Origin of the sequence: Nonomuraea sp. NPDC049486 (assembly GCF_040676925.1) — a bacterium.
GTDB lineage: Bacteria > Actinomycetota > Actinomycetes > Streptosporangiales > Streptosporangiaceae > Nonomuraea > Nonomuraea ferruginea.
This window is the reverse complement of record NZ_JBFAPV010000009.1, coordinates 228,208-254,347: the sequence shown is the minus strand read 5'-3', so window position 1 is coordinate 254,347 and position 26,140 is coordinate 228,208. Positions and strand designations below refer to the sequence as shown.

At 73.4% G+C, this 26,140-nt stretch carries 20 protein-coding genes; 9 read left to right on the top strand and 11 right to left on the bottom strand.

The window, feature by feature from the left end; all coding sequences use genetic code 11:
• The first annotated feature begins 75 nt into the window (after positions 1-75).
• Positions 76-978 carry a polyprenyl synthetase family protein gene (locus AB0K05_RS26330; protein WP_364232456.1) on the top strand — a complete coding sequence of 301 codons (903 nt, stop codon included), beginning with the start codon at positions 76-78 and terminating at the stop codon, positions 976-978.
• A gap of 50 nt (positions 979-1,028) precedes the next feature.
• Here the strand turns inward: AB0K05_RS26330 and AB0K05_RS26325 are convergent, their stop codons facing one another.
• The 8 genes from AB0K05_RS26325 to AB0K05_RS26290 form a co-directional block, all read right to left on the bottom strand.
• Entirely contained in the window at positions 1,029-1,958 is a 930-nt protein-coding gene (locus tag AB0K05_RS26325; RefSeq protein ID WP_364232453.1) for an aldo/keto reductase, read from the bottom strand.
• 50 nt (positions 1,959-2,008) lie between these two features.
• Positions 2,009-3,565, bottom strand: a complete 1,557-nt coding sequence (locus AB0K05_RS26320) for an MFS transporter (protein ID WP_364232450.1) — start codon at positions 3,563-3,565, stop codon at positions 2,009-2,011.
• Positions 3,562-4,137, bottom strand: a complete 576-nt coding sequence (locus tag AB0K05_RS26315) for a TetR/AcrR family transcriptional regulator (protein WP_364232447.1) — start codon at positions 4,135-4,137, stop codon at positions 3,562-3,564. The genes AB0K05_RS26320 and AB0K05_RS26315 overlap by 4 nt, the downstream gene beginning before the upstream one ends.
• Positions 4,138-4,193: 56 nt before the next feature.
• Positions 4,194-5,753 carry a wax ester/triacylglycerol synthase family O-acyltransferase gene (locus tag AB0K05_RS26310; RefSeq protein ID WP_364232444.1) on the bottom strand — a complete coding sequence of 520 codons (1,560 nt, stop codon included), beginning with the start codon at positions 5,751-5,753 and terminating at the stop codon, positions 4,194-4,196.
• Between the two features lie 144 nt (positions 5,754-5,897).
• The gene (locus AB0K05_RS26305) at positions 5,898-7,007 is read right to left on the bottom strand and encodes a sulfite oxidase (protein WP_246640623.1); all 1,110 of its coding nucleotides are present in this window, start codon (positions 7,005-7,007) and stop codon (positions 5,898-5,900) included.
• Between the two features lie 226 nt (positions 7,008-7,233).
• On the bottom strand, positions 7,234-8,916 hold the full coding sequence (gene polX / locus AB0K05_RS26300) for a DNA polymerase/3'-5' exonuclease PolX (RefSeq protein WP_148030615.1): 1,683 nt from the start codon (positions 8,914-8,916) through the stop codon (positions 7,234-7,236).
• Between the two features lie 31 nt (positions 8,917-8,947).
• A complete protein-coding gene (locus AB0K05_RS26295; protein ID WP_364232440.1) occupies positions 8,948-9,832 on the bottom strand; it encodes a hypothetical protein in 885 nt (294 codons plus the stop codon).
• A gap of 52 nt (positions 9,833-9,884) precedes the next feature.
• Positions 9,885-10,853, bottom strand: coding sequence for an aldo/keto reductase (locus tag AB0K05_RS26290; protein WP_148030617.1), 969 nt, complete (start codon positions 10,851-10,853; stop codon positions 9,885-9,887).
• Between the two features lie 170 nt (positions 10,854-11,023).
• Between AB0K05_RS26290 and AB0K05_RS26285 the strand changes: the two genes are divergently transcribed.
• The 6 genes from AB0K05_RS26285 (at position 11,024) to AB0K05_RS26260 (ending at position 21,201) form a co-directional block, all read left to right on the top strand.
• Positions 11,024-12,133, top strand: coding sequence for a histidine kinase (locus tag AB0K05_RS26285; RefSeq protein ID WP_187281068.1), 1,110 nt, complete (start codon positions 11,024-11,026; stop codon positions 12,131-12,133).
• A gap of 120 nt (positions 12,134-12,253) precedes the next feature.
• On the top strand, positions 12,254-14,794 hold the full coding sequence (gene lanKC / locus AB0K05_RS26280) for a class III lanthionine synthetase LanKC (protein WP_364232436.1): 2,541 nt from the start codon (positions 12,254-12,256) through the stop codon (positions 14,792-14,794).
• Between the two features lie 4 nt (positions 14,795-14,798).
• Positions 14,799-14,930 (top strand): SapB/AmfS family lanthipeptide, encoded by a 132-nt coding sequence (locus AB0K05_RS26275; RefSeq protein ID WP_148030620.1) that lies wholly within the window; start codon positions 14,799-14,801, stop codon positions 14,928-14,930.
• 97 nt (positions 14,931-15,027) lie between these two features.
• Positions 15,028-17,139 carry an ATP-binding cassette domain-containing protein gene (locus tag AB0K05_RS26270; protein ID WP_364232433.1) on the top strand — a complete coding sequence of 704 codons (2,112 nt, stop codon included), beginning with the start codon at positions 15,028-15,030 and terminating at the stop codon, positions 17,137-17,139.
• Positions 17,140-17,473: 334 nt separating this feature from the next.
• A complete protein-coding gene (locus tag AB0K05_RS26265) occupies positions 17,474-19,120 on the top strand; it encodes an ABC transporter ATP-binding protein (protein WP_364232645.1) in 1,647 nt (548 codons plus the stop codon).
• Positions 19,121-19,137: 17 nt separating this feature from the next.
• A complete protein-coding gene (locus AB0K05_RS26260; protein WP_364232430.1) occupies positions 19,138-21,201 on the top strand; it encodes a prolyl oligopeptidase family serine peptidase in 2,064 nt (687 codons plus the stop codon).
• Here AB0K05_RS26260 and AB0K05_RS26255 read toward each other — a convergent pair.
• Positions 21,094-21,699, bottom strand: a complete 606-nt coding sequence (locus AB0K05_RS26255; protein ID WP_219547629.1) for a response regulator transcription factor — start codon at positions 21,697-21,699, stop codon at positions 21,094-21,096. The two genes, AB0K05_RS26260 and AB0K05_RS26255, sit on opposite strands and share 108 nt — an antisense overlap.
• 78 nt (positions 21,700-21,777) lie before the next feature.
• Positions 21,778-22,815, bottom strand: coding sequence for a zinc-dependent alcohol dehydrogenase family protein (locus AB0K05_RS26250; RefSeq protein WP_364232426.1), 1,038 nt, complete (start codon positions 22,813-22,815; stop codon positions 21,778-21,780).
• Positions 22,816-22,939: 124 nt separating this feature from the next.
• Here AB0K05_RS26250 and AB0K05_RS26245 point away from each other — a divergent pair, with 124 nt between their 5' ends.
• Together AB0K05_RS26245 and AB0K05_RS26240 are read left to right on the top strand one after the other, a co-directional pair.
• A complete protein-coding gene (locus AB0K05_RS26245; RefSeq protein WP_364232423.1) occupies positions 22,940-24,337 on the top strand; it encodes a glutamate--cysteine ligase in 1,398 nt (465 codons plus the stop codon).
• A 66-nt stretch (positions 24,338-24,403) separates the two neighbouring features.
• A complete protein-coding gene (locus AB0K05_RS26240; protein WP_364232420.1) occupies positions 24,404-25,426 on the top strand; it encodes a hypothetical protein in 1,023 nt (340 codons plus the stop codon).
• Here AB0K05_RS26240 and AB0K05_RS26235 read toward each other — a convergent pair.
• The gene (locus tag AB0K05_RS26235) at positions 25,416-26,135 is read right to left on the bottom strand and encodes a PaaX family transcriptional regulator C-terminal domain-containing protein (protein ID WP_364232417.1); all 720 of its coding nucleotides are present in this window, start codon (positions 26,133-26,135) and stop codon (positions 25,416-25,418) included. The two genes, AB0K05_RS26240 and AB0K05_RS26235, sit on opposite strands and share 11 nt — an antisense overlap.
• Positions 26,136-26,140 lie beyond the last annotated feature (5 nt).

Genomic DNA, 26,140 nt, shown 5'->3' with positions numbered 1-26,140 from the left:
ATAGCGCGTTGCCGGAGTCTCTTCGAGCCCGCCCTGCGTGAGGCGGTGTCCTCGCTGCATCCCTGGAGCGCCAGGATGGCCGCGTTCACACTCGGCTGGTCCGACGCCGACGGCAGGCCGTACGAGGGCAACAGCGGCAAGGGCGTGCGCCCGGCCATCGCCCTGCTCTGCGCCGAAGCCGCCGGCGCGCCCGCCGAGTCGGCGGTGCCCGCGGCGGTCGCGGTCGAGCTGGTGCACGCGTTCTCGCTGGTGCACGACGACATCATCGATCTCGACGAGCGGCGCAGGCACCGCCCGGCCCTGTGGAAGGCGTACGGCACCGGCCCCGCCCTGCTGGCCGGCGACGCCCTCCTGGCGCTCGCCGTCGCCCAGCTCGCCGGTTCCGGCGAGGCCATGAACTACCTGTCGCGGGCCCTCGTCGAGCTGGTCCAGGGCCAGACCGCCGACATGGCCTTCGAGGACCGCCCGTGGCGCGGCCCCGGCGCGGTGACCGCAGACGAGTACACCGAGATGACCCTCGGCAAGACCGGCGGCCTGCTCGGCGCCGCCGCGGCCACCGGCGTCATCCTGGGCGGCCGGGCGGACCTGGCCCCGCGCCTGTGGGAGATGGGCCGCGAGCTCGGCGTCGCCTTCCAGCTCGTGGACGACATCCTCGGCATCTGGGGCGACCCCGGCGTCACCGGCAAACCCGCCGACAGCGACCTGCGCCGCGGCAAGAAGACCTACCCGGTGCTCGCGGCCCTCGCCACCGACGGCGCCGCCGCCCACGACCTCGCCGCCCTCCTCCACGCGGGCGCCGCCGACGAGCACTCGGTACGGCGCGCCGCCGGCCTCGTCGAGGAGGCCGGCGGCCGCGCCGAGGCCGAGGCCCTGGCGGACCGCTACCTGTCGTCAGCCCTGGCCACCGTGGACGACTGCCTCCCCGGCGCCGCCGACCTCCGCGCCCTGTGCGTCTCCCTCGCCGACCGCATCCACTGACCCGGCCGACCCCCGCCCTCGACAGGACCTCATCGGCCGGGCGCGTGCGGTCAGGGGCGGGAGGCCTCGTCGAGGCGCCGCAGCTCCTCCGGGGTCAGCTCCAGCGTGGCCGCGGCCATCAGCGGCGCCAGCTGCTCCACGCTGCGCGCGCTGGTGATCGGCGCGGCCACCGTGGGCTGCGCGGCCAGCCACGCCAGCGCCACCGTCGCGGGCTCCGCCCGGCGCTCGGCCGCCACCTTGCCCAGCGCCTCCAGCGTCCGCCGCCCGTGCTCCGTCCGCAGGTAAACGGCCGCCCTCGAAGCCCGCGGGCTGTCGACCGTCGCCCCGCCCGCGTACTTCCCGGTCAGGAACCCGCTGGCCAGCCCCCAGTAGGGCGTGCTGGACAGCCCTTCCCTGGCCACCACGTCGCGCAGCTCTCCCTCGTACGCGCGCTCGACCAGGTTGTACGGCTGCTGCAGCGCCACGTACCGGGGCAGCCCGTTCTCGTCGGCCACCTTCAGCGCCTCGGCCAGCCGCTCGGGCCCGTAGTTGGACGCCCCGACGTGGCGGACCTTCCCCTCGCGGATCAGCTCGCCGAACGTCTCCAGCGTCTCCCCGAGCGGGGTGTCACGATCGTCGACGTGCGCCCAGTAGAGATCGATGCGGTCGGTGCGCAACCGGCGCAGCGACGCCTCCACCGCCGTCCTGATCGTCCGCGGCGCCAGCCCCTTGAGCCCCTCCAGCATGCCGACCTTGGTGGCCAGCACGAGGCGGTCCCGGTTGCCCCGGCGCTCCATCCACTCGCCGATCAGCATCTCGGAGGTGGACTCGCCCGTCGCCCAGTACGGGTAGCTGTCGGCGGTGTCGATGAAGTTGCCGCCGGCCTCGACGTAGGCGTCGAGCACCGCCCAGGACGTCTCCTTGTCGGCGGTCCAGCCGAACACGTTGGTGCCGAGCGCGATGGGGTGGACGGACAGATCTGTGGTGCCTATCGATCTCATCACCCCATTATCCGCACCGGTCACCACGCGCCTCGCGCGGCACGGCGGCATCAGTGGCGCGACAGGTCGAGGCCTCGCGGCAGCATGAGCCACACTCCCAGCCCGGCCAGCAGCATGAGCACCCCGCCCGCCCCGGAGGTGAGCGTCAGCGCCTCGGTGAACGCGCTCCTGGCCTGCTCGGCGAGCCGCATCCCCGCCTGCCCGAGCTCGGCCGCCACGGTCAGCGCACCCCCGAGAGACTCCCTCGCGACCTCCTCCGACGGCCCCCGGTAGTCCAGCCCCGTGCGGTAGACCGCCGCCGCCACGCTCCCGAGTATCGCCACGCCGAGCGCGCCCCCGATCTCGTAGCTGGTCTCCTCGATGGCGGCGGCGCTCCCGGCCTTCGCCACGGGCGCCCCCGACATGATCGCCGCCGAGGCGACGGCCAGCGATCCCTGCCCGGCCCCGATCAGCGCCAGCGCGCCCGCCACCGTCCCGTACCCGAGCCCGTCGGACGCGACGGCTCCCGCCGCGAAGGACCCGGAGGCGTCCCCCAGGAGCGCCGGCGCGACGAAGAGCACCAGGAACCCCAGCCCGGACACCGCCAGCCCGCCCGCCAGCACGGCGCGGGCGCCCACGCGCGCCGCCAGCCGGGGCGCCAGCGGCGAGGCCACCGCGGCCGCCACCGCCGCGGGGAGCAGCCGGGCCCCCGTCTCCAGCGGGCCGTAGCCGCGCACGAGCTGCATCCACTGCGCCAGCAACAGCAGCGTGGCCGCGATCGCGATCGACGTGGCCAGCGCCGTCACCACGCCCGCCGTGAACGGCCGGCTGCGGAACAGCCGCAGCTCCAGCAGCGGATCCGGCCGGCGCAGGCACCGGACGGTGAACCAGCCCAGGGCCACCACCGCCACCGCCCCCGCGGCCGTCCCGGTGAGGTCGCCCAGGCCGTACTCGCCCACGCGCTTGATCCCGTACACCAGCGATCCCATGCCGACGATGGACAGCACGGTCGCCGTCGCGTCCCACGCGCCCGGCCGGGGAGCGCGCGACTCGGGCAGCAGGAACAGCCCCGCCACGATGGCCACGACCATGATCGGCACGTTCACCAGGAACGCCGACTGCCAGCTGAAGACCTCCAGCAGCGCGCCTCCCAGGATCGGCCCGAGCGCCGCGCCGACGGCCGCCATCGCCGCCCACACGCCCAGCGCGGTGGCCCGCTCGCGCGGATCGGTGAACAGGGTGCGGATCATCGACAGCGTGGACGGCATGATCATCGCCCCGCCCGCGCCGAGCACCGCACGCACCGCGATCAGCTCGGCGGACCCGCCGGCCAGCAGCACCGCCGCCGACGCCGCGCCGAACACCGCGAACCCGGCCAGCAGCATCCGCTTGCGTCCCCACCGGTCGCCCAGCGCCCCGGCCGTCACCAGCAGCCCCGCCAGGACGAGCGCGTACACGTCCACGATCCACAGCAGCTCGGCGGAGCCGGGCAGCAGCGCCTCCGAGATGGCGGGCAGCGCGACGTTCAGGATGGTCATGTCCATGACCACGATGAGCACGCTGGCGGACAGCACCGCCAGCCCGGCCCACCGCCGCCGCGTCGACGGCTCCGGCCCGGCCACGGTCATGCCCGCCCCCCGTCGCCGGCCGCGCCCTGGAAGAACGTGGTGGTGAGCAGGTGGCGGACGTCGCGGCGGGCCACCTCGCCCCGGCGCAGGCTCTCCCGGACCGCCACCAGCAGGCCGAAGACCGCGTTGCTGATCCAGCGGGGCGGCAGGTCGGCGCGGAGCATGCCGGCCCGCTGGGCGGCGGCGAACAGCGCCACCTCCCGCTCCTCCAGCTCGTCCGACCGCCGCAGCAGGTCGGGGTGGACCGCCATGGCGTGGTCGGTCAGCCCGAACCCGTAGGCGTCCGCCACCTCGATCAGCCGCCCCAGCAACGCGTCGAGCACGCGCCGGATCACCTCCGGGTCGGTCGAGGCCGCCCCCACGGCCACCCCGGCGGCTTCCTGGGCCTGCTCCCACTCCGCCAGCGCCCGGTGTCCCAGCGCCACCATCAGCTCGTCACGGCTGCTGAAGTGGCGGTGCAGCGTGGCCCGGCTGATGCCGACGGCTTCGGCCAGCTCCGCCATGGAGGCCGTCGGGTCCTCGTTCAGATGACGGATCGCCGCCGTGAGTATCTGCTCGCGGCCCACACTCATGAGACACCTTCATATCGTCTGAGACAATTATGTCTCAGACGATACAACAAAGACGCTCAGTGCGGGAAGGCGTCGCGTCCTCCGTGGTACTCGTCCGGCCTGTCCACGAGCTCGTCCAGCGCCCGCCGCAGGTGGTCGAGCAGGCTCCACACGTCGTCCATCCGCTCGGGACAGGCCACCACGCCGAAGTCGAGCATCCCGTCATAGGAGAAGCAGGTGATGTTGACCCCGCCGGTCGCGTCGCTCAGCACCGACATCGGGTAGTAGGACAGCACCCGGCTCCCGCACAGGTAGAGCGGGAACTGCGGCCCCGGCACGTTGCTGATGATCAGATTGACCGGAGGGCGGGCCGCCGAGACGAACCGGAAGATCGCCGGCGTGACCAGGCCCGTGACCGGCGAGGGCAGCACGGCGCACAGCTCGCTCAGCCAGCTCGTCGGCGCCAGCGCGAAGCGCCGCTTGGCCGCGCTCATCGTCTGGCCGACGACCCGCAGCCGCTCCTCGGGGTCGGCCGTGGTGGTCGGCAGCGGGGCGATCATGGCGGAGATCTGGTTGCCGACGCGCTCCTGCGCGCCGGCCGAGCGCACCGCCACGGGGACGGCGGCGATCAGCGGCTCGTCCGGCAGCGCGTCACGCTCCAGCAGCCAGGCCCGCAGCGCGGTCGTGCACAGCGCCATCACCACGTCGTTGCCGCTCATGCCGTTGGCCCTGGCGACGTTCTTGACGTCCTTCCAGGACACCGACCCGAACGCGAGGTGGCGGCGCGGGCTGATCGGCCCGTTGAACGGGGTCCGCGGCGCGGTCAGGCTGGGCAGGGGCGGACGCTCGCGCGGGTCGCCCGCCACCTTCCGGGCGGCCCTGGCGATCAGCCTCGATCCGGGCACGGTCGCGGCCAGCGGGATGGCGTCGAGATCGCCGGCCGCCCGCATGACCGACCGCAGCGCCCGCCCGGGATGCGCCACCCCGTTGGCGGCGGCCCCGGCCAGCATCGCGAGCAGCCCGGGCGCCTCCTCGCCCGCCGCGCCCGCCTTCGGCCGCGCGGACGCCATCTCCCGCACCACCCCGTCGCCCTTGTCATCGGACACGGCCGCCGGCCTGGAGGTCTTTCCCGTACGGGTGGCGCAGTGGGGGAGCGGACCGGTCTCGGGAGCGAGGTCGAGGAGGGCGGCGAGCGTCTCGGCGCCGGAGACGCCGTCGATCGCCGCGTGGTGGACCTTCGTGTAGACGCCGGCCTTCCCGCCCGCCAGCCCGTTGATCAGATGCATCTCCCACAGCGGGTGCGTCCGGTCCAGCCGGCGGGCGTGGATCTCGGCCACCGCCTCCGCCAGCTCCCGTTCGCCGCCAGGCGCGGGGAGCGTCATCTCGAACAGGTGGTTGTCGATGTCGAACTCCGGATCGCCGGCCCAGTACGGGTGATCCAGGCCGAGGGGCACCTCCACCAGCCGGAGCTGGAGCGCCGGCGCCAGGTGCAGGCGCTCCAGCAGGAGGTCGGCGAGCGCCTGACGGTTCAGGCGGCCGTCGGCGGCGTCGAGGATCGCCAGTCCGGCCACGTGCGCGGCGGTGGTCGCCGTCTCGACGTTGAGGAACTGCGCGTCGAGCGCGGTCAGCTGGCGCATCTGATCTCCCATTTCCCTAGGGTGTGGTCAGCATCACATGAAGGGATTTCCATAACGTTTCTGCGCGAGTCTTTCAGATGAATTGCCGGGGGCTGTGCACGCCGTGCCCGAATACCCAGCTCAACCGAGATGCGTGACATTTTCCTAACCACGCACCACGTAAATGGGATGTTGCACGACGGCGTCGAAGTGATAGCCGGCCGGATGCCAGGGGGTGACCAGCGGCTGGGTGACGCCCGACGCGTCGGTGGCCCTGGCCATGAGCACGTGCGGGCCCGGATGGTCGGGCACCCACATGACATGCCACGGCAACCAGGCGCCGACCAGGTGATGTCCGCGATGATCGGCGTCGCGCCAGCTCCAGCCGCCGTCGAAGCTGACCTCCACGCGCACGATCCGCCCCCGGCCCGACCACGAACGGCCGCGCAGCACCAGCGGCTCGCCCAGTTGCACCCGGGCGTCCCAGGCGAGCTCGAAAGCGCTTTTCACCGGCTGCCGCGCGACCCCCCGGTAAAAGACCGTGTTCCACGGCGTGAGAACCGTGGTCGTACAGACTTCAATATCGCCGAGCCATTTGATCGACGCGATTCCGGCCCAGCCGGGGACGACCAGCCGGGCCGGAAATCCATGGTCCGGCGGCAGCGGCTCGCCATTCATTTCATAGGCCACGAGCACATCGTCCATGGCTTTCCACACGGGCAGCGGCCGGCGGACGCGCCCGTACCTCTCGAACGGCGCGTCCAGCCCGCAGGCCACCACGTCGACCGCCTCGTCACGCACTCCCGCCTCACGCAGCACCTCGCTCAGCGGCACGCCGCGCCACCTGGCCACCCCGATGGCGCCGAGCCCCCACTGCGCGCCGGGGGCGGCCGTGCCCTGCTGGGTCGCGTAGAAGCGCCGGCCGTTGCCCGCGCACTCGATGGCCGCGTCGAGGGTGCGGGCCGGCATGCGCAGCAGGTCGTCGTAGCCGAACTCGACCTGCCGCCGCACCCCCCGGCCGTGCACCCGCAGCCGCCACGTCGCCGCGTCGAGCCGCGGGGTGAAGGTGTGGTGGCGCACGAAGAAGCGGTCGGTGGGCGTGTGGTAGCCCTGCCCCGCCATGCTCTCCCACCGCATCTCGGCGTTCCCGCTGCCCAGAGCCAGGGCACGCGAAGAGGGACCGCCGTCTTCGCCGACGCTGTCGGCGTCCGCGGCGTGCCGGATGAACAGCTGGTCGGGCAGCGGCTTGACGACCGCGCCCAGAGTCCCCCTCAACGCCTTTCACCTCCTGGCCATGTCACTGTGGGCGTACGAGGGGAAAACCGGCCGCAGTGGATCGCTCCAGCCGGATACGACCGGGACATACCCAAATCACCGGCAGGCGAACGGCCTCTGCGACGGCGGGACGTCCTGTTTGTTGCTTCCTACCGAAGCCCATCATCGGCAACCCCATGGGAACTGCCGACATAGGTGACATCAACGGAGATTTCTTGCGGGCGGGTCAGCGCCCCAGGAACTTCAGCAGCCGATCGAGCGGCCAGGTGTTGATGACGTCGTCGGTCGTCAGCCACGCCCGCTGCGCGATGCCGATGCCGAACCGCTGGTGGGCGAGGTGCGGGATGGCGTGGGAGTCGCTGTCGATCGAGAACTTGACCCCGTGGTGCTTGGCCAGCCGCACCAGGTCGGCCGGCAGGTCTGAGCGGTCGGGGTAGGAGTCGATCTCCATGGCGGTGCCCGTGCGGGCGGCGGCGCGGAAGACGGCGTCCCAGTCGGCGTCGACCATGCCGCGCTTGCCGATCTTGCGGGTGGTCGGGTGGCCGATGATGTCGACGTACGGGTTTTCGCAGGCGGCGATGAACCGGCGGGTCATCTCGTCGCGGCCCATCGTGAAATGGGAGTGGACCGAGGCCACGCACACGTCGAAGCCGCGCAGGATCTCGCCGGGCCAGTCGACCGAGCCGTCGGGCGCGATGTTGAGCTCGGTGCCATGGAGCAGCCGCATGCCGGGGTGGCGCGCCTGCAGCGCGGCCACCCGCTCGCGCTGCTCCAGCGCCTTGTCGAGGGTCATCCGCTGCATCGCCAGGTCGGGGGCGTGGTCGGTGACCGCGTAGTAGGAGTATCCCAGGGCGGCCCCGGCCGCCACCATGTCGTCGAGCGACGCGATGCCGTCGGTCAGGTCGGTGTGGGTGTGCAGGTCGCCGCGCAGGTCGGACAGCTCCACCAGGACGGGCAGCTCGCCGGCCAGCGCCGCCTTCACCTCGCCGCCGTCCTCGCGCATGGGCGGCGGCACGAACCGCATGCCGAGCGCCGCGTAGATCTCCTCCTCCGACTCCGAGGCGATCACCCGCTCGCCCTCGAACAGCCCGTACTCCGAGAGCTTCCAGCCCTTCTTGACCGCGATCTCCCGGACGGCGACGTTGTGCTCCTTGGAACCGGTGAAGTACTGCATCGCCGCGCCCCACGACTCCGCGGGCACCACGCGCAGGTCGACCTGCATGCCGGAGGTGGTGCGGACGGACGTCTTCTTCGCGCCCGCCGCGATCACCTCGGCGACGTAGGGCTGGGCGCGGAACTCCTCCATGATCGACTCTGGCGCGACGGCCAGGATGTCGATGTCGCCGATCGTGTCGCGCATCCGGCGCAGCGACCCGGCGTAAGCGACGCGCTCGGCGGACAGCGAGGCCATCACCTGCTCGGCCAGGGCCATGGCGACCCCGATGTGGACCCGGAGGCCGGACTGCTCCAGCTGCTCGACGCCCTTGAGCAGGTTGGCCAGCGTCTTCGGGCCGAGACCCTTGACCCCGTCGAGCCGGCCACCGCTGATCGCCTCGGCTAGCGCGGCGGGCGAGTCGACGCCGAACTCCTCGTAGAGCATGATCGCGGTCTTCGGGCCCAGCGTCGGCACGCGCGTCAGCCGCCTGACCCCCTCGGGCACCCGGCCGCGCAGGTCGTCGAGCTGGCGGAAGCTGCCACGCCGGAGGAACTCCTCCATCTTCTTGGCGATCGCCTCGCCCACGCCGGGCACGCCGCGCACGTCGACCGCCGCGATGTCGTCGGGGTAGCCGGCGATCGCCTTCGCGGCCTTCTGGTAGCTCCGCACCCGGAAGGCGTCGCCGCCGGTGAGCGCGAACAGCTCCGCGTATTCCTGGAGAGCGGCGGCCGCCTCGTCGTTTGCCCGTGCCATGCGCCCCAGCTTAGGGGGCCGCTCCGACAATTCAGCGGCCGTTGCGGCGCAGCACGCCCAGCGCCCACACGGTGATCGCGCCCCGCCAGTCGAGCGCCCCGGCGGGCGAGATGCGGGCGTACTCGACGCTCCAGCCGCCGTCGTCGCGCTGCTCGCCGGCCAGCCGGTCCAGGTCCGCCTCGACCACGCCGGGCGCGAACAGCTCACGCGCCGGGCGGCCGGGGTACGGGGCGAAGTCGAGCGGCCGCAGCGCCTCGTCCGCCGTGCCGCCCGCCACCGGCACCCGCCCGTCCGCGGGCACCAGCTTCGCCAGCCGCCCCAGCAGCCCGGCGGCCTCCGGGCGCGACTCGTACACGGCGTCCAGGAAACGCACCGCGAACGCCAGCACGTAAGCACCGGGCGGCTCCCGCAGCGCGCCGATCGCCTCCAGGCAGTGGTCGGTGGCCCGGCGCAGCCACGGGTGGGCGGCGACGGCCGGGTCGTGCGCGGCCACGCGGTGCGCCATCGCCGCCGACACGCTGGTGATCTGCAGCGACGAGACCGACGGGTCGGCGCCCGCCCACCAGGGCGCGGTCGCGGCGGGCAGGCCGAGCGGCAGCGCGAACGGCAGCCCGCCGTCGTCGCGCGTCACCGACTCCAGCCACCCGCACAGCTCCGCCGCCCGCGGCGACGTCGCCGGCGCGATCTCCTCCAGCACCTCGAACGCGTGCAGCGCCGCGCCCGGCTGGCTCTCCGGCGAGCGCAGGTCGGGCTCCAGGCCCCACCCGTAGCCGCCGTCGGGATTGCGGTAGGCGTCGAGCGCGGCCAGCACGCCGGCCACGTCGCCGCCGCCCTCCATCAGCTCGAAGCGGCGGCGGTCGAGAACCCTGGCATGCCCCGCCATGAAGGAGGCGGCGGACGAACGGTCGTGACTCATGCGTCCATGCTCCGCCGTCCGCCGCCTCCGCGTCTTGTACCGATCGGACGTGTCAGAAACGGACCTCACGCGGCCGGTACGGCTCCGCCAGGAAGGCCAGCTCCTTGTCCGACAGCGACACCCCCACGGCCGCCACCGCGTCGTCCACGTGGCGGTCCTTGGTAGCGCCCACGATCGGCGCGTCGACCGCAGGCTGGTGCAGCAGCCAGGCCAGCGCGACCTGCGCGGCGGGCAGCCCGCGCTCGCGCGACAGCTCCGCCACCCGGTCGAGCACCTGGCGGTCGGCCTCCGGCGCGTACAGGGCCTCGATGCGCGCGTCGGAGCCCGTCCTCGCCGTCTCGGCGGGCGCGCCCGCGCGGGCCAGCACGCCGCGCGCCAGCGGGCTCCACGGGATCACGCCCACCCCCTGGTCGAGGCAGAGCGGCAGCATCTCGCGCTCCTCCTCGCGGTAGAGCAGGTTGTAGTGGTTCTGCATCGACACGAACCGAGTCCAGCCGTGCAGCTCCGCCACGTGCTGCGCCTTGGCGAACTGCCACGCCCACATGGTCGACGCCCCGATGTAGCGGGCCTTGCCCGCCTTGACCACCTCGTGCAGCGCCTCCATGGTCTCCTCGATCGGCGTCTCGGGGTCCCACCGGTGGATCTGGTAGAGGTCCACGTGGTCGGTGCCGAGCCGGCGCAGCGAGGCGTCGATCGAGGCGTGCACGTGCTTGCGTGACAGGCCCCCGTCGTTGGCGCCCCGGCCCATCGGGAAGAACACCTTGGTCGCCAGCACGTAGTCGTCGCGGCTGCGGAAGATCTTGCGCAGCAGGTTGCCGGTGACGACCTCGCTGACGCCGCGCGAGTAGATGTCGGCGGTGTCGAAGAACGTCACGCCCGCGTCGGCCGCCCGGCGGACGATCGGCTCCGCCGCGTCCTCCGTCAGCGCCCATTCCTGCTTGCCCGGATCGCCATAGCTCATCATGCCCAGGCAAATACGAGAAACTTTCAAGCCGGTGTCACCGAGCCGTGTGTATTCCATGGGGCAACTTTAGGGCAGCCTGCGGCGTTGCGATGCGCCGGGAGGTTCTGTACAACGGAGTGTCCAAAAGCGGAAAGAACCCTTTACAGATCCGCTCGGATCGGGTCGATTGGGATGGGGGCGGGCCTTTTCCCGCCAGGGCGGGATCGGGCCACTCAACGGGGAGACGGGTGAACGTAGCCGACATCGTTCACCGTCTGCGCTCGTCGGCGTACTCACCGCTCGTCATCGGCGGCATCGGGCTGGCGGCCGGCGCGCTGGGGCTCTCCGCGGCGGTGTTCTCCGGCCTGGCGGGCTCCGGCGACGCCGTGGCAGGGTCGCTCACGCTGCTCGCCCTGCTGGCGGTGCACGCCTCGTTCGTGCTGGGCGTGCTGCTGGGCGGCGACGGGCGCTGGTGGATCTTCGGGGCGCAGGTCTGGCTGACGTACCTGCCGTTACCGCTGTTCGGAGCGGCCTGGACGCCCGTGTGCGGGCTGCTGGCCGGCGGGCTGCTGCTGCTGACCGGCCGGATCAGGTCGCCGGTCCTGGTGGCGCTCGCGCTGGCGTGCGGCCCGGTGCTGCTCGCGTTCCCGGACGTGGCCGACCGGGGCTGGGCCGTCGCCGCGCCGGCGGTCGGGTTGCTGGAGTACGTGATCGTCCACCTGGTCCTGCGCGGTGACAGGCTGTCGGACGCCCATGCCGAGGCCATCGGCAAGGCCGTCTCGCTGGAGCGCCGCCGCTTCACCAGGGACCTGCACGACCTGCTCGGGCACCGGCTCACCGCCCTGGTGCTCAAGCTCCAGCTCCTCCAGCGGCTGGTGGAGGAGGACGACGAGAAGGCGGGCGCCGAGCTGGAGGTGACGATCTCCCTGGTACGCGGCCTCGCCGCCGACGTGCGGGCGGTGGCGCACGGCACCCGCGGCCTGTCGCTGGAGGCCGAACTGAGCTCGGCCTCCGCCCTGCTGGAGTCCGTCGGCGTGCGCTGCCAGGTGCAGGTGTCCTGCCGGGAGCTCTCCCCGGGTGAGGCCGAGGCGCTCACCCACGCGCTGCGCGAGGGCGTGACGAACGTGCTGCGTCACACGGAGGCCAAGGAGTGCTCGATCCATCTTATGGAACGTCACAATCTGGTCCGGCTCACCATCCGCAACGACGGGGCGAGCCCGCGGCGCAAGACCGAGAGCGCCGGTCAGGGGCTGTTCAACGTGGCCGAGAGGATGGCCATGCTCGGGGGCTGGCTGGAGGCGACGCCGGCGCCCGAGGGGTCGTTCACCTTCACGGTTTATCTGCCGCACAACCGTTGATTGATGAAAAACACACAATAGAGAATTATTTTAACAGATATGAGTCATGTAATGTGCTACTAGACGTCAAGCGGGCTTCTGGAGCAATCTCATACGAGAACGCACCGGAGGTCGCACCTGATGGACCAGCACGAGCTGTACTGCCTGGCCGATCCCGTCTTCTACGACAACCTTGAGCACACTGACGCCGCGGATGCCGAATTCGCCATTCTCGGCCGGACCCTTCCCGCGAATTGGTTTCACGAGAAGACCGACACATGGTGTTATTTTGCTCCCACTGGCGCCCCGCCCCTGCCCGCCCAAGGCTGGAAGATCCACGTCTCCGCCCGGGTCGAGGACGCCGAGAAGGCGATCGAGACGGTCTGGGACTACTGCGTGCCCCGCGGGATCGCGTTCAAGTTCCTGCGCGGCCTCGCCGTGCTGGTCATGACGAACTCCAAGGCCGCCTCCCGCGCCTCCAGCGGCAAGCTCGTCACCATCTACCCCCGCGACGAGGCCCAGCTGGAGCTCGTCCTGAAGGAGCTGCGCGAGCTGCTGCAGGACGTGCGCGGCCCGTACATCCTGAGTGACCTGCGCTACGGCGAGGGCCCGCTGTACGTCCGCTACGGCGGGTTCGCCGAGCGGCACACCCTGTCCGGCTCCGGCGAGCGGGTGCTCGCCGTCGAGGACGGCGGCGGCCGGCTGGTGCCCGACGTGCGCGGCTCGACGTTCACGGTGCCGCCCTGGACGACGCTGCCCGAGTTCCTCCAGCCCCACCTGGCCGCGCGCAACGCCGTCACCACCTCGGAGCTCCCGTACCGGATCGAGAGCGTGCTCCACTTCTCCAACGGCGGCGGCGTCTACCTGGGCCGCGACTTACGCACCCAGGAACAGGTCGTGCTCAAGGAAGCGCGCCCGTACGCGGGACTGGACGCGGCCGGCCGCGACGCCGTGGCCCGGCTGGAGCACGAGCGGGCCATCCTCGAACGGCTGGACGGGCTGGCGGCCGTCCCCGCGCTCCGCGGCCACTTCGTCCTCGGCGAGCACCACTTCCTCGTGCAGGAGTTCGTCGACGGCGTGGCGCTGCAGCGGCGGCTCGTCCACCGCTTCCCCCTGACCCGCGCCACCTGCACCGAGCGGGACCTCGCCGAGTACACGGACTGGGCGCTGGAGACCCTGGAGCAGGTCGGGCGGGCCGTCGCCGCGCTGCACGAGCGCGGCGTGGTCTTCGGCGACCTGCACCCCGACAACATCCTGCTCACCGAGAGCGGGCGGGTGGTGCTCATCGACTACGAGGTCGCCACCCTGCTCGCCGACGACACCCGCCCCGCGCTCGGGCACCCGGCCTTCGCGGCCCCCGAGGACCGGCGCGGCGCCGGCGTCGACGAGTACGCGCTCGCCTGCCTGCGGCTGGGGCTGTTCGCCCCGCAGTGCACGATCATGCTGCCGCTGCACCGCCCCAAGGTCGTCCAGCTCGGGCGGCTCGTCGCCGAGACGTTCCCGGTCCCGCCCGCGTACCTGGACGAGACCGTCGGGATCATCGCGGGCGACGCCGGTGAGCCGGCGCCGATGCCGCTGCCGGGCTCCGCCCCCTGGCCGGAACTGCGCGACGCGATGTGCCGGGCCATCCTGGCGTCGGCCACGCCGCAGCGGGACGACAGGCTCTTCCCCGGAGACGTCACCCAGTTCCGGCCGGGCGGCGGGCTCAACATGGCCACCGGCGCCGCCGGCGTCCTCTACGCGCTGCACGCCACCGGCGCGGGCCGCTTCCCCGAGCACGAGGAGTGGCTGCGCAAGCGGGCGCCGCACCCCGTCCCCGGCTCCGGTCTCGGACTGTACGACGGGCTGCACGGCATCGCGTACGTGCTCGACCTGCTCGGGCACCGGCAGGACGCGCACGACCTGGTCGAGATCGCCATGCGCGAGAACTGGGAGCGCCTGGAGTCCGCCCTGCACTCGGGACTGTCCGGCATCGGGCTGAACCTGCTGCGCCTGGGCCGCACCGACGAGGCGCTGCGCGCCGCCGGCATCTGCGCCGACCGGCTCGGCGACGTCGGCGACGTGCCCGAGACCAGCGGCGGCGAGCACCCGCGCGCCGGGCTCCTGTACGGCTCGTCCGGGCCCGCCCTGCTCTTCTTGCACGCCTACGAGCACACCGGCGACACGGCGCTGCTCGACCTGGCCGAGCGCGCCCTCCGGCAGGACCTGCGCCGCTGCGCCCACGCCGTGGACGGCTCGCTCCAGGTCAACCAGGGCTGGCGGCTGCTGCCGTACCTCGACGAGGGATCCGTCGGCATCGCCGCCGTCCTGGCCCGCTACCTGGCCCACCGCCACGACGACGAGCTGGCGACCGCCCTGGCCGAGCTCAAGCTGGTGGCCCGGTCCGGGTTCTTCGTCCAGCCCGGCATGTTCACCGGCCGCGCCGGCATCATCGCCGCACTGGCCGGCGACCCCGTGATCGAACCGCACGTCAAGTCCCTGAGCTGGCACGCGCTCCCGTACGGGGAAGGGCTCGCCTTCCCCGGTGACCAGCTCCTGCGGCTGTCCATGGATTTCTCGACCGGAACGGCGGGCGTGCTGTTCGCCATCGGCACGGCCCAGGGCGAACGTCCGTGCCGTCTGCCGTTCCTCGAGGCCGCACCCGAGCGGCCTCTCGGCACCGAGTCCCCGAAGGAGGTGTAATCACATGGTTCTTCTCGACCTGCAGGGTCTGGAGGCTCCGGCGTCGACCGACGTGGCCAGCGGCGGCAGCTCGCTGACTGTCCTCACGTGCCACTCTGGCAAGCCCAGCAACCTGAGCGTCGCCATCTGCCACTGATCCTGTGTGGCCTAGGGTCCCCGTACCGCTGATACCGGCACGGGGGCCCTTCCCAACTCAGCCCCGTAGTACCAAGGTACCCCCAAGGAGGCTCCCGGTGCGGGCCCAAGAGCGGCTGGTGCTGGACGCGGTACGGCGCGGCGGCCCGTGGCCGGCCGTCCTGGCCGGCACCGCGATCGGCGGCGCCGCCGCCGAGCTGGCCCTGCCGTACGCGATCGGCCGCGCCGTCGACGCCCTCCTCGCCACCGGGCCCGACCGGGTCTTCTGGCTCGGGCTGTGCGTGGCCCTGGTCGCCGCCGCGACGCTGTGCGAGAGCCTCGGCGTGTGGGCGCGCGGCGCGAGCGTCGCGCACGCCGCGTCCCGGCTGCGGTTGCGCGTGCTCCGGCACGTGCTCGGCGCCGGACCCCTGATGACCCGCCGGTTCCCCGAAGGGGAGCTGGTCACGCGCGCCGGCCTGAACGCCGAGGAGGTCGGCCGCGCGCCCGAGGCGGTGACCGGCGCGCTGTCGCTCATGGTGCCCACCGTGGGGGCGCTGGTCGCGCTCGTCCTCATCGACCCGCGGCTCGCGCTCGCCCTCGTCGGCGGGGTGGCGGTCATCCTGGTCGTGCTCCGCGCCTTCCTGCGCGCCAGCACCGCCATCGCGGGCGGCTACCAGGAGGCGCAGGGCGAGATCGCGGGCCGGCTGGTCGACGCGCTCGACGGCGCCCGCACCATCGCCGCCGCCGGCACCGCCGCCACCGAGGCGCGCCGCGTCCTCGCGCCGCTGCCCCGGCTGCGCGCGCACGGCATGGACCTGTGGCGGGCCAACGCCTCCTCCGGCGTGCGGGCCGGTCTCGTCGTGCCCCTGGTCGAGGTGGCGGTCCTCGCCGCCGGCGGCCTCCTGCTCGCGGCCGGCGACCTCACCGTCGGCGAGCTGTACGCGGCCGCCCGGTACGCGGTGCTGGGCGCCTCCCTCAGCTCTGCCCTCGGCTACTTCGGCGGCCTCGCCCGGGCACGATCGGCGGCATCCCGCGTCAACGACATCCTCACCACCCCCACCCCCTCCTACGGCACCCGAACCCTCCCCGAGTTCCCCAACGGACCCCCCTCTCCACAGACCGTTAACTCACCCGCCGAGGTTCCGGCGTCGTCGAACGGGACCCCCTCTCCGCAGACCGCCACCTCACCCGCCGAGGTTCCGGCATCCCGGGACGGAACTCCTTCCCCGGAGGTCGCCGTCTCCTTTGCCCCCGCCGAGGTTCCGACCTCCCTGGACGGAGGCTTTTCTTCGCAGGGAGCTGGCTCCTGCGCGCCCGTCGAGGTTCCGGCGTCCTCGGACGGGACCTCCTCTCCGCAGGTCGCCGCCTCTTGCGCGCACGCCGAAGCTCCGGCGTCCCCGGAGGTCGCTGCCTCCGCCGAGGTCCGGGCATCCCCGGAGGGAGAGCTCTCTCCGGAGGGTGGCGTTGTCTCCTCTTCGTCCACGGCAGGGGTGCCTGGCCCGTGCGGGGGGCAGGCGGCCGGTTCGCCTCGTATTGCTCCGGGGCGCGGCAGGCGGGGGACGGTGGAGTTCCGGGACGTCGTCGTCGACGGGCTCGCCGTGCCGCGGCTGGTGATCCCCGGCGGGTCCGTCACCGCCGTCGTCGGTCGTTCGGGGTCCGGGAAGTCGTTGCTCGCCGCGCTCGCCGCCCGGCTGGCCGACCCGGCGCGCGGCACCGTACTGCTCGACGGGGTCCCGCTGCCCGAGCTGACGCGCGCCGGGCTGCGCCGCGCCGTCGGGTACGCCTTCGAACGGCCCGTCCTGGTCGGCGAGACCGTCGGCGAGGCCATCGGCCCCGGGCCCGTACAGGCGGCGGCACGGGCGGCCCGTGCCGACGACTTCGTACGCCGGCTGCCTTCCGGTTACGACACCCCGCTCGACGCCGCGCCCATGTCCGGCGGCGAGCGGCAACGGCTCGGCCTGGCCCGTGCCTTCGCCCGCGGCGAGCGGCTGCTGGTGCTCGACGACGCCACCTCCAGCCTGGACACCGTCACCGAACGCCAGGTCTCCCTTGCACTCACCGCGGACCCCCGCGGCCGCACCCGGATCGTCGTCGCCCACCGCCTCGCCACCGCCGCCCGCGCCGACCAGGTCGTCTGGCTGCACGACGGCGCCCTCCGCGCCGTCGCCCCGCACCACGACCTGTGGCCCGACCCCGACTACCGCGCGGTCTTCCAGGGAGCCACCCCATGACCCTCCACCCCACCCAGCACCCCGGCCGCCCTCCGGTCAGACCGTCCTCCCAAATCACCCCCGTTCGCGCCGCCCACCACCCGGTCACTCCTCGCAAGGGAACGAGGAGGCCCGCGTCCAGGCCGGGCGTCGTCCGCCGGACCTCGGCCGCGCGCGCCACCCCGATCACCGCCGTTCGCGCGGCCCGGCACCCGGTCACTCCGCGGAAGGGAACGCGGGGGCCCAAGTCTCGGCCTCGCGTTGTCCGCCGTATCTCGGTCGCTTGCGCCACGCTGATGGCCGCCGCTCGGCGTCCGGGCACTCCCTGGACGCGGGGAGGTGCCGGGTGACGGGGATGGTGTGGCGGGCGGTGTGGCGGCGGCCGGGGCAGGTCGCCAGGATCGCCGCGTGGTCAGTGCTGGAGGCGCTGCCCGCGTTCCTGATCGGGCATGCCGTGGCGCGGGCCATCGAGGACGGGTTCGCCGCCGGCAGCGTGGGGACGGGGCTCGGCTGGCTGGCGGCGCTGGGAGGCGCGTGGGTGGTGGCGGCGCTGGCCGCGCGCCAGGTGGTGCTCGCGGTGGCGGCCGTCGCGGAGCCGTTCCGCGACGACCTGCTGACCCGCGTGGTGGAGGGCGCCGTACGGGAAGGCCAGGACAGTTCGGCGGTCGCCAGGGCGGGGATGCAGGTCGAGCTGGCCAGGGACGCCTTCGCCGCCGTCGTCACCACCGTGCGCGGGTTCGCGTTCACCGCCGGCGGCGTGCTGCTCGGCATGCTGACCCTGGCCCCGGGGGCACTGGTGCTGGTGCTGCCGCCGTTCGCCGCCGGGCTCGGGCTGTTCCTGATGTCGCTGCCGCTGCTGGCGCGGCGGCAACGGGCCTTCCTGATCGCCGACGAGGAACTGGCCGCGGCCATGGCCGTCACCGCCGGCGGCCTGCGGGACATCGTCGCGTGCGGGGACGAGGACCGGGTGGCCGACCGGCTGGCAGGCCGGGTGGAGGCGCAGGCCGCCGCCGCCCGGGCCCTCGCCCGCGTGACCGCCGTCCGCACCGCCGCGCTCGGGGTCGGCGGGTGGCTGCCGGTCGTGCTGGTGCTGGCCGGGACCCCGTGGCTGGCCTCCGGGGGAGCGGGCGCGGGCGTCATCGTCGGCATGCTCGCGTACCTCACCCAGTCGCTGGTCCCCGCGCTGAACGGCCTGGTCCACGGGCTCGGCGTGAGCGGGGTGCGGCTGGTGGCGACGCTGTCGCGGATCGTCGCGGGGGCGCCGCCGGAGCCGCCCGCCGCCCCGCGCGCGCGGCCCGCGGGCGCGGAGGTGACGCTGCGCGGCGTGACGTTCGCGTACGGGCCGCACTCGGAGCCCGTCGTGGACCGCCTGGACCTGCGGGTGCCGGAAGGCGACCACCTCGCCGTGGTGGGACCGAGCGGGGCGGGAAAGTCCACGCTCGCCGCGCTCATGGCCGGGGTGCTGCGGCCCGGCGCGGGGGAGGTGACCATCGGCGGCGTCCCCGCGCACGCGGCCGACCACTCCGCGCGGGTGCTCATCCCACAGGAGGCGTACGTCTTCCGCGGCACGTTGCGGGAGAACCTCACCTACCTGAGCGACGGCGCGGACCCCGGGCCGGCGGTGGCCGCGCTGGGCGCGGAGTGGCTCGTCGAGCGGATCGGCGGGTACGGCGCGCTGGTCGAGCCGAAGGCGCTGTCCGCCGGGGAACGGCAGCTCGTCGCGCTGGTGCGGGCCTACCTGTCGCCCGCCCGCCTGATCATCCTGGACGAGGCGAGCTGCCACCTCGACCCCGCCGCCGAGGCCCGCGTGGAGGATGCGTTCACGCGGCGCGGCGGCACGCTGGTGGTCGTCGCGCACCGGCTCACCTCGGCCCTGCGCGCCCGCCGCATCCTGCTCATGGACGGCTCACGTACGACCGTGGGCAGCCACGAGGAGCTGATCAGCCGATCGCCGCTCTACGCCGACCTGGCCGGTCACTGGCAACCGGAGACCGTCCCCTGAGAGACCCGGGATGTGCCATGAGATATCCAGAAACCGTGCGCCTGCCGCTCGTGGAAGACCTCCACGGCCACCGCGTCGCCGACCCGTACCGCTGGCTGGAGGACCCCGGCAGCCCCGAGACCAAGGCGTGGCTCGCCGAGCAGGACGAGCTGTGGCGCGGCGCCGCCCCGCCCCTGCGCGAGGCGTTCCACGCGCGGCTGACCGAGCTCGGCGCCGTCGGCATGGTCACGCCGCCCGTGTGGCGCGGCGAGCGCTGCTTCCACCGGAGCCAGTCCGCCGGCCAGGAGCACCCGGTGCTGTACCGCGACGGCGTGCCGGTGCTGGACCCGATGGAGCTCGACCCCGCCGGCCTGACCACCCTCGACGACTGGCACCCGGGCCCGGACGGCAGACTGCTGGCGTACCAGCTCTCCCGCAGCGGCGACGAGCGGGCGGACCTCTACGTGCGCGACCTCGACACGGGCCTGGTGCTCGACGGCCCGATCGGCGGCTGCCGCTACTCCCCGGTCGCGTGGCTGCCCGGCGGCGACGCGTTCTACTACGTGCGCTTCCACGAGGGCGTGTTCCTGCACCGGCTCGGCGTCGCCGAGGACGTGCCGGTGTGCGGCGCAGGCGCCGTGGGGTACGGGATCTCGATCAGCCCCGACGGCCGGTGGCTGCTCGTCTCCGCGGGCGGGTCCGCGTACCAGGACGTGTGGGTCGCCGACCTGGCGCGCGGCGGCCCGGAGGAGCCGTCGCTGCGCGCCGCCCAGCGGGGCGTGCGGGCGCGCACCGCCGCGGGGATCGGCCCGGACGGCCGGCTCTACCTGCTGACGGACAGGGACGCGCCGCGGCGCAGGCTGTGCGTGGCCGACCCGGCCGAGCCGGACCGCTGGCGCGAGCTGGTCCCCGAGGACCCGGACGCCGTGCTCGGCGCCTTCACCGTCCTGGAGGGCGGCAGGCTCCTGGTCTCGGCCGTCCGCCACGCCGTCGCGGAGATCAACGTGTACGACGCGGAGACCGGAGAGCCCGCCGGGCCGGTGCCGTTGCCGGGCAACGGCTCTGTCGGCGCGTTCACGTCCCGGCCGGGCCGCGGGCACGAGGCCTGGTTCAGCTACACCGACGCGGTCACCCCGCCCCAGGTGTGGCGGTACGACGCGCGCGGCGGCACGGCGGAGCTGTGGGCGGCGCCGCCCGGCCAGGCGCCCGCGCCGGACGTGGAGAGCCGGCACGTCGAGTACGAGTCCGCCGACGGCACCCGCATCCGCATGATCGTCATCGCCCGCCCGGACACCGGGGGCGGGCCGCGCCCGGCGATCCTGAACGGCTACGGCGGGTTCGGCGTCCCCCTGCTGCCCGGCTACGCCGCGGACTCGCTGGCCTGGGTGGCGGCCGGCGGCGTGCTCGCCATCGCCAACCTGCGCGGCGGCGGCGAGGAGGGTGAGGCCTGGCACCGCGACGGCATGCTGGAGCGCAAGCAGAACGTGTTCGACGACTTCGTCGCCGCCGCCGAGAAGCTGATCGCCGACGGCTGGACCACCCCGGACCGGCTGGCCGTCTGGGGAGAGTCGAACGGCGGCCTGCTCGTCGGCGCCGCCATCACCCAGCGGCCCGACCTGTTCGCGGCCGCGGTCTGCTCGGCGGGCCTGCTCGACATGGTCCGCTACCACCACTCCGGCCTCGGGCCGTCCTGGGTGGCCGAGTACGGGTGCGCCGACGACCCGGAGCAGCTCCCGTGGCTGCTCGCGTACTCGCCCTACCACCGGGTCAGGGAGGGGGTGGACTACCCGGCGACGCTGTTCACGGTGTCGGCGGCCGACACCCGGGTGGATCCGATGCACGCCCGCAAGATGTGCGCGGCGATGCAGCACGCCACCTCGGGGGACCGGCCGATCCTGCTGCGGCACGAGCCGGACGTCGGCCACGGCGCCCGGGCGGCGAGCCGCTCGATCGCGCTGGCGGCCGACGCGCTGGCGTTCATCGCGCGGCACACCTCAGATCCAGCCGGCCTCGCGGGCGATGCGGATGGCGTCGATGCGGCTGCGGGCGCCCAGCTTGGCGGTGGTCCGGTGCAGGTAGTTGCGGACGGTTCCCTCCCCTAAGAAGAGTGACGCGGCGATCTCCGGCACCGACGCGCCCTCCGCGGCCGCGCCGATCACGTCCAGCTCCCGCCGGGTCAGCGGCGCGTCCGGCGGCCGCATGGCGGCGATCGCCAGCTCCGAGTCGATCACCCGTTCCCCGTCGGCCACCCGCCGGATGGCGTCCGCCAGGTGGCCGGGCGGCGCGTCCTTGGCCATGAAACCCCTCACGTGCACGTCCAGCGCCCGCTTGAGCAGCCCGGGCGTGCCGACCCCGGTGAGGATCAGCACGCCGCACTCCGGCAGCTCGTCGTGCAGCTCGCCCGCCGCGACCAGCCCGTCCTTGCCGGGCAGCGCGATGTCGAGCACGGCCACGTCAGGCCGGTGCTCCAGCGCGGAGGGCAGGATCTTGTCGCCCCTGTCGACCTCGGCGACGATCTCGATGTCCTCCTCGTAGGCGAGCAGGGCGACGAGCGCCCCGCGGACCAGATGCATATCCTCAGCCAGCATGGTGCGGATCATCGCGGATTCCTCGCGGTCTGTGGGGTCCTGGTCACTGCGGGGCTACATACCCAGCCATGTAGGCCGGAAAAGCGCGATTCAGAACGGGCCGCGGGGCATGATCATGGTGACGCCCGCCACCGAGCCGATCGAGGCGAGCGCCTTGCCGGCGTCGGCCAGCCCGATCGTCCGGGTGACGAGCTGGTCGGGGTGGAGCACGCCCGCCCTGATCAGCTCCAGCATGCGCGGGTAGGCGTGCGCGGCCATCCCGTGGCTGCCCAGCAGCCGCAGCTCCTGGGCGATCACCCGGCCCATCGGCACCGGCGTCGCCGCGCCGGGCAGCAGCCCGACCTGCACGTGGCGGCCCCGGCGGCGCAGGCTCTCGACGGACGCGGCGCAGGTCCGCGGGCTGCCCAGCGCGTCGATCGAGACGTGCGCGCCGCCCCTGGTCAGCTCGCGCACCTGGGTGGCGGAGTCGCCCGCGGAGCCGTCGACGAAGTGGGTGGCCCCCGCCAGCTCGGCCAGATGGAGGGCGTCGCCGCTGATGTCGACGGCCACCACCCTGGCCCCCACCGCGGTGGCGATCATGATGGCGGACAGGCCGACGCCGCCGCAGCCGTGCACCGCCACCCACTCGCCCGGCCGCACCCCGGCGACCTGGTCGACCGCACGGAAGGAGGTGGCGAACCGGCAGCCGAGCGAGGCCGCGGTCGCGTACGACATCTCCTCCGGCAGCGCGACCAGGTTGACGTCGGCGTGGTCGATCGACACCAGCTCGGCGAAGGAGCCCCAGTGGGTGAACCCCGGCTGCGTCTGCCGCTCGCACACCTGCTGCTCGCCGGCCTGGCACGCCGCGCAGGACCCGCACGCGCACACGAACGGGACCGTCACCCGCGCCCCCGGCCGCCAGCCGCGCACCTCGGCCCCGACCGCCTCCACGACCCCGGCCAGCTCGTGGCCGGGCACGTGCGGCAGCACCCGGATGTCGGGGTCGTGCCCCTGCCAGCCGTGCCAGTCGCTGCGGCACAGGCCGGTGGCCTCGACGCGGATCACCGCCCCGTGCGGGGCGGGCGCCGGGTCGGGCAGCTCGCGCAGGTCGAGCTCGCCACCGAATTCGTCGTAGGCAACAGCACGCATCTCATGAGCTTAGAGTGAGCCGCCGCAGCTCGCACAGGCCTCGCGTCACGGTCCCGTTCCGCAGGACAGCGCACTGTGACCTGGTGACGGGTGTCAACCCCCCTTCCCAGGACAGATGAGGGGCATGGGACAGGATCTGGATAAAGCACGGTTTACCGAGGACGAATACCTGCGGTTCGGCGAGCGGCTCCACGAGCAGCTCACGGTGCTGCGCGAGCTGCTCGACCGCCCCGGCTTCGGCGAGGGGCCGGTCACGATCGGCGCGGAGCTGGAGCTCTTCCTCGTCGACGAGCAGGGCAGGCCGCTGCCGCGCAACAGCGAGGTGCGCGACCGCCTCGGCGATCCCCGCGTGGTGCTGGAGCTGGGCCGCTACAACATCGAGGTGAACCTCACCCCCATCCCGCTGGCCGGGCGGCCGTTCGAGCGGCTCGGGGCGGAGATCCAGGAGACGATGTGCAAGGTTGACGAGGCCGTCGAGGGAGGCGGGGCGCTGCCCATCGGCATCCTGCCGACGCTCGACGTGGGCGACTTCACCGCCGACGCGATGAGCGAGGAGAACCGCTACGAGGCGTTGCGCAGGGGCCTGCGGCGGCTGCGGCTGGAACCGTTCCTGGTCAAGGTCGAGGACCTGGAACTGCGCGTGGAGAACGTCATCCTGGAGAGCGCCAACACCTCCTGGCAGGTGCACCTGCGGGTGCCGCCGAACCGGTTCGCCCGGCTGTTCAACGCCGCCCAGCTGGCGATCGGCCCGGTGCTGGCGGCCTGCGGCAACTCGCCGGCGTTCCTCGGCCGGACGCTGTGGGAGGAGACCAGGATCGCGCTGTTCGAGGAGGCGGCCGACGACCGCGACGTGGAGCGGCTCTACCGCAAGGACGGGCGGGTGACCTTCGGCTCCGACTGGGTGCGCGAGGGCGCGTACGAGCTCTTCGAACGGTACGTCAACGACTACGACCCCGTCGTGCCCAACCTCGTCGAGGACGGCGACCGTACGGACGTGCCCGAGCTGCGGCTGCACCAGGGCACCATCTGGCAGTGGAACCGGCCCGTCTACGACCCCGCCGACGGCGGCCACCTGCGCATCGAGATGCGCGCCCTGCCCGCCGGCCCGTCGTGCGCCGACATGACCGCCAACACCGCGTTCCTGCTCGGGCTGACGCTGGCGCAGGCCGAGCGCGACCTGACCGGCTACCGGTTCGCGGAGGCGTACCAGAACTTCTACCGCGCGGCCATGCACGGGCTGGACGCCAAGCTGTCGTGGCCGGGCCGCGACGGCGAGTTCGAGGCCGCCGACCTGGTGCTGAGCCTGCTGCCCGAGGCGCGCGCCGCGCTGCTGGCCAACGGCGTGTCGGTGAAGGACGCCGACGACGCGCTCGGCATCATCGAGCAGCGCACCCGGCTGCGCCGCACCGGCGCGGCCTGGCAGCGGGAGAAGCTGGCCGAGTTCGGCGGCGACCGGGCCCGGCTGGTGCGCCGCTACCGGGAACTGGCACTCTCGGGACTGCCGGTACACCTGTGGTCTTAGTGACGCAACCTTCTCGTCACCCCTTCCGTCAGACTCTTGCGTACAGACGGGAAAAGCGAGGGATGCATGGCTGACACGGGGATGAAACCCACCGACGGGACCCCCTTCCGGTTGGTGCGTGACACCGGGACCCTGGCGGAGGGGGCGGCGAAGCTGGCCGGCGAGATCCGCGCCGCCCCGATCGAGGAGGTGCTGGCCCAGGCCAACAGGAAGGCCGTGCGCAAGGGCGCGCCCGAGGCGTTCGGGTCGATGCCCAAGCCGTCGGTGTGGTACGCGTTCGACCAGGGCGACCAGGAGACCGCCGACTGGTACCCGCAGGGGCTGACCTGCGGGGCGGACTCCGGGACGATCCCGGTCTCGGTGTTCGTCGCCACGTGGTACTACCGGCCGGAGGCGGGCGAGCGGGGGATCAGGGTGACGTTCTTAAGCCCTTCCACGCTGAAATACCGGCACGCGCTGCTGGTCGAGGCCGCCCCCGACGGGTCGTACAAGCCCATCGACATCCACGCGGGCGGCGTCGCCTGCTACGGCGACCTGCTCTACGTCGCCGACACCACCAGGGGCCTGCGGGTCTTCGACCTGAACAACGTGCTCGACCTGACCAGCGCGCAGGCCGGCGTGGGCGACGGGGAGCGGGTGGGCCGGCACGGAGGCCGGCTGCACGCCTTCGGTTACCGCTACGTCATCCCGCAGACCGACTTCTGGAGGGTCGCGGTCAAGGGCGCCAGGTTCTCGTTCGTCGGCCTGGACCGCAGCACCACCCCGCACACGCTGATCTCCGGCGAGTACGCCGAGGACCACCGCGAAGGCCGGGTCGTGCGCTGGAACCTGGAGCTGGACGGCGAGCCCGCGGACGCGTTCGTCATGGGGCACGAGAAGATCCAGGGCGCGATCTCCCGCGACGGCCGGTGGTACCTGAGCCAGTCCGCCGGCTCCGGCGCCAACGGCAGGCTGCTCGTGTACGAGAACGGGAAGCTCGCCCCGCGGCCGTTCCCGATCGGCCCGGAGGACCTGACCGCCCGGGGCGGCAAGGTGTGGAGCCTGGCCGAGTTCCGGCGCAAACGGGTGGTGTTCGGCGTCAATCTCTGAGATGCCGGTCCAGCAGCTCGCGGAAGCGGCGGTCGAAGTCGTCGTAGCGGGCCCGCAACCCGGCGCCCGGCCAGTCGTCCGGCAGCAGCTCGGGCGGCAGGAGCGGGTCGGCCAGCAGGTGGCGCAGCACCGCCGCCGACACCAGGAACCCCTCGGCCAGTCCCTCGGCGCGGTCGAGCGAGCGCCGCAGCCCGCGCGCCTCGGCTGCCCAGCCGTCGAGATCCCACAGCAGGGGAGTGGGGTCGGCGTGCGGGCGGCCGTCGATCAGCGTGCACTGGGCGGTCACGACCGCCGGCCACTCTTCCCGCAGCAGGTTGGCGGGCCGCATCCAGGTGCCCTCGCGCAGCTCGGCGAGGCGCAGCGTGGTCATCGCGTGCCGCAGCGCGGCCCGGTCGGCGGGCGCGCGCCGCTCGGCGGTGACCACGGCGATCTCCCACGTGCCGTCCCACGGCCGGGTGTGCGGGGCGCGGCTCTCGTCCTGCCTGGCCTGGCGCTCGACCAGCCGCTCGGTCAGGGCGTAGCGGCCGCCGGACTGGACCAGGTCGCCGGCGGCCACCATGCGCGACAGCGCGACCCGTACGGTGCCCTCGGCGATGCCGAACAGCGCGCCGACGCGCACCAGGCGGCGGGCGGGCAGGCTCGGCGGATGGCTGCCGAGCAGTGCGCTGAGCACGGCCGAGCGGGCGCTGAGTGTATTACGCTCTTCCATCGCGT

What these genes read in the sequence shown, in the direction of transcription:
- AB0K05_RS26290 (WP_148030617.1), bottom strand. Translation starts at nt 10,853, where the DNA reads ATGGAATACACACGGCTCGGTGACACCGGCTTGAAAGTTTCTCGTATT.
- AB0K05_RS26250 (WP_364232426.1), bottom strand. Translation starts at nt 22,815, where the DNA reads ATGCGTGCTGTTGCCTACGACGAATTCGGTGGCGAGCTCGACCTGCGC.
- AB0K05_RS26320 (WP_364232450.1), bottom strand. Translation starts at nt 3,565, where the DNA reads ATGACCGTGGCCGGGCCGGAGCCGTCGACGCGGCGGCGGTGGGCCGGG.
- AB0K05_RS26275 (WP_148030620.1), top strand. Translation starts at nt 14,799, where the DNA reads ATGGTTCTTCTCGACCTGCAGGGTCTGGAGGCTCCGGCGTCGACCGAC.
- AB0K05_RS26330 (WP_364232456.1), top strand. Translation starts at nt 76, where the DNA reads ATGGCCGCGTTCACACTCGGCTGGTCCGACGCCGACGGCAGGCCGTAC.
- AB0K05_RS26245 (WP_364232423.1), top strand. Translation starts at nt 22,940, where the DNA reads ATGGGACAGGATCTGGATAAAGCACGGTTTACCGAGGACGAATACCTG.
- AB0K05_RS26235 (WP_364232417.1), bottom strand. Translation starts at nt 26,135, where the DNA reads ATGGAAGAGCGTAATACACTCAGCGCCCGCTCGGCCGTGCTCAGCGCA.
- AB0K05_RS26240 (WP_364232420.1), top strand. Translation starts at nt 24,404, where the DNA reads ATGGCTGACACGGGGATGAAACCCACCGACGGGACCCCCTTCCGGTTG.
- AB0K05_RS26255 (WP_219547629.1), bottom strand. Translation starts at nt 21,699, where the DNA reads ATGATCCGCACCATGCTGGCTGAGGATATGCATCTGGTCCGCGGGGCG.
- polX (WP_148030615.1), bottom strand. Translation starts at nt 8,916, where the DNA reads ATGGCACGGGCAAACGACGAGGCGGCCGCCGCTCTCCAGGAATACGCG.
- AB0K05_RS26265 (WP_364232645.1), top strand. Translation starts at nt 17,474, where the DNA reads ATGGTGTGGCGGGCGGTGTGGCGGCGGCCGGGGCAGGTCGCCAGGATC.
- AB0K05_RS26325 (WP_364232453.1), bottom strand. Translation starts at nt 1,958, where the DNA reads ATGAGATCGATAGGCACCACAGATCTGTCCGTCCACCCCATCGCGCTC.
- AB0K05_RS26295 (WP_364232440.1), bottom strand. Translation starts at nt 9,832, where the DNA reads ATGAGTCACGACCGTTCGTCCGCCGCCTCCTTCATGGCGGGGCATGCC.
- lanKC (WP_364232436.1), top strand. Translation starts at nt 12,254, where the DNA reads ATGGACCAGCACGAGCTGTACTGCCTGGCCGATCCCGTCTTCTACGAC.
- AB0K05_RS26310 (WP_364232444.1), bottom strand. Translation starts at nt 5,753, where the DNA reads ATGCGCCAGCTGACCGCGCTCGACGCGCAGTTCCTCAACGTCGAGACG.
- AB0K05_RS26260 (WP_364232430.1), top strand. Translation starts at nt 19,138, where the DNA reads ATGAGATATCCAGAAACCGTGCGCCTGCCGCTCGTGGAAGACCTCCAC.
- AB0K05_RS26315 (WP_364232447.1), bottom strand. Translation starts at nt 4,137, where the DNA reads ATGAGTGTGGGCCGCGAGCAGATACTCACGGCGGCGATCCGTCATCTG.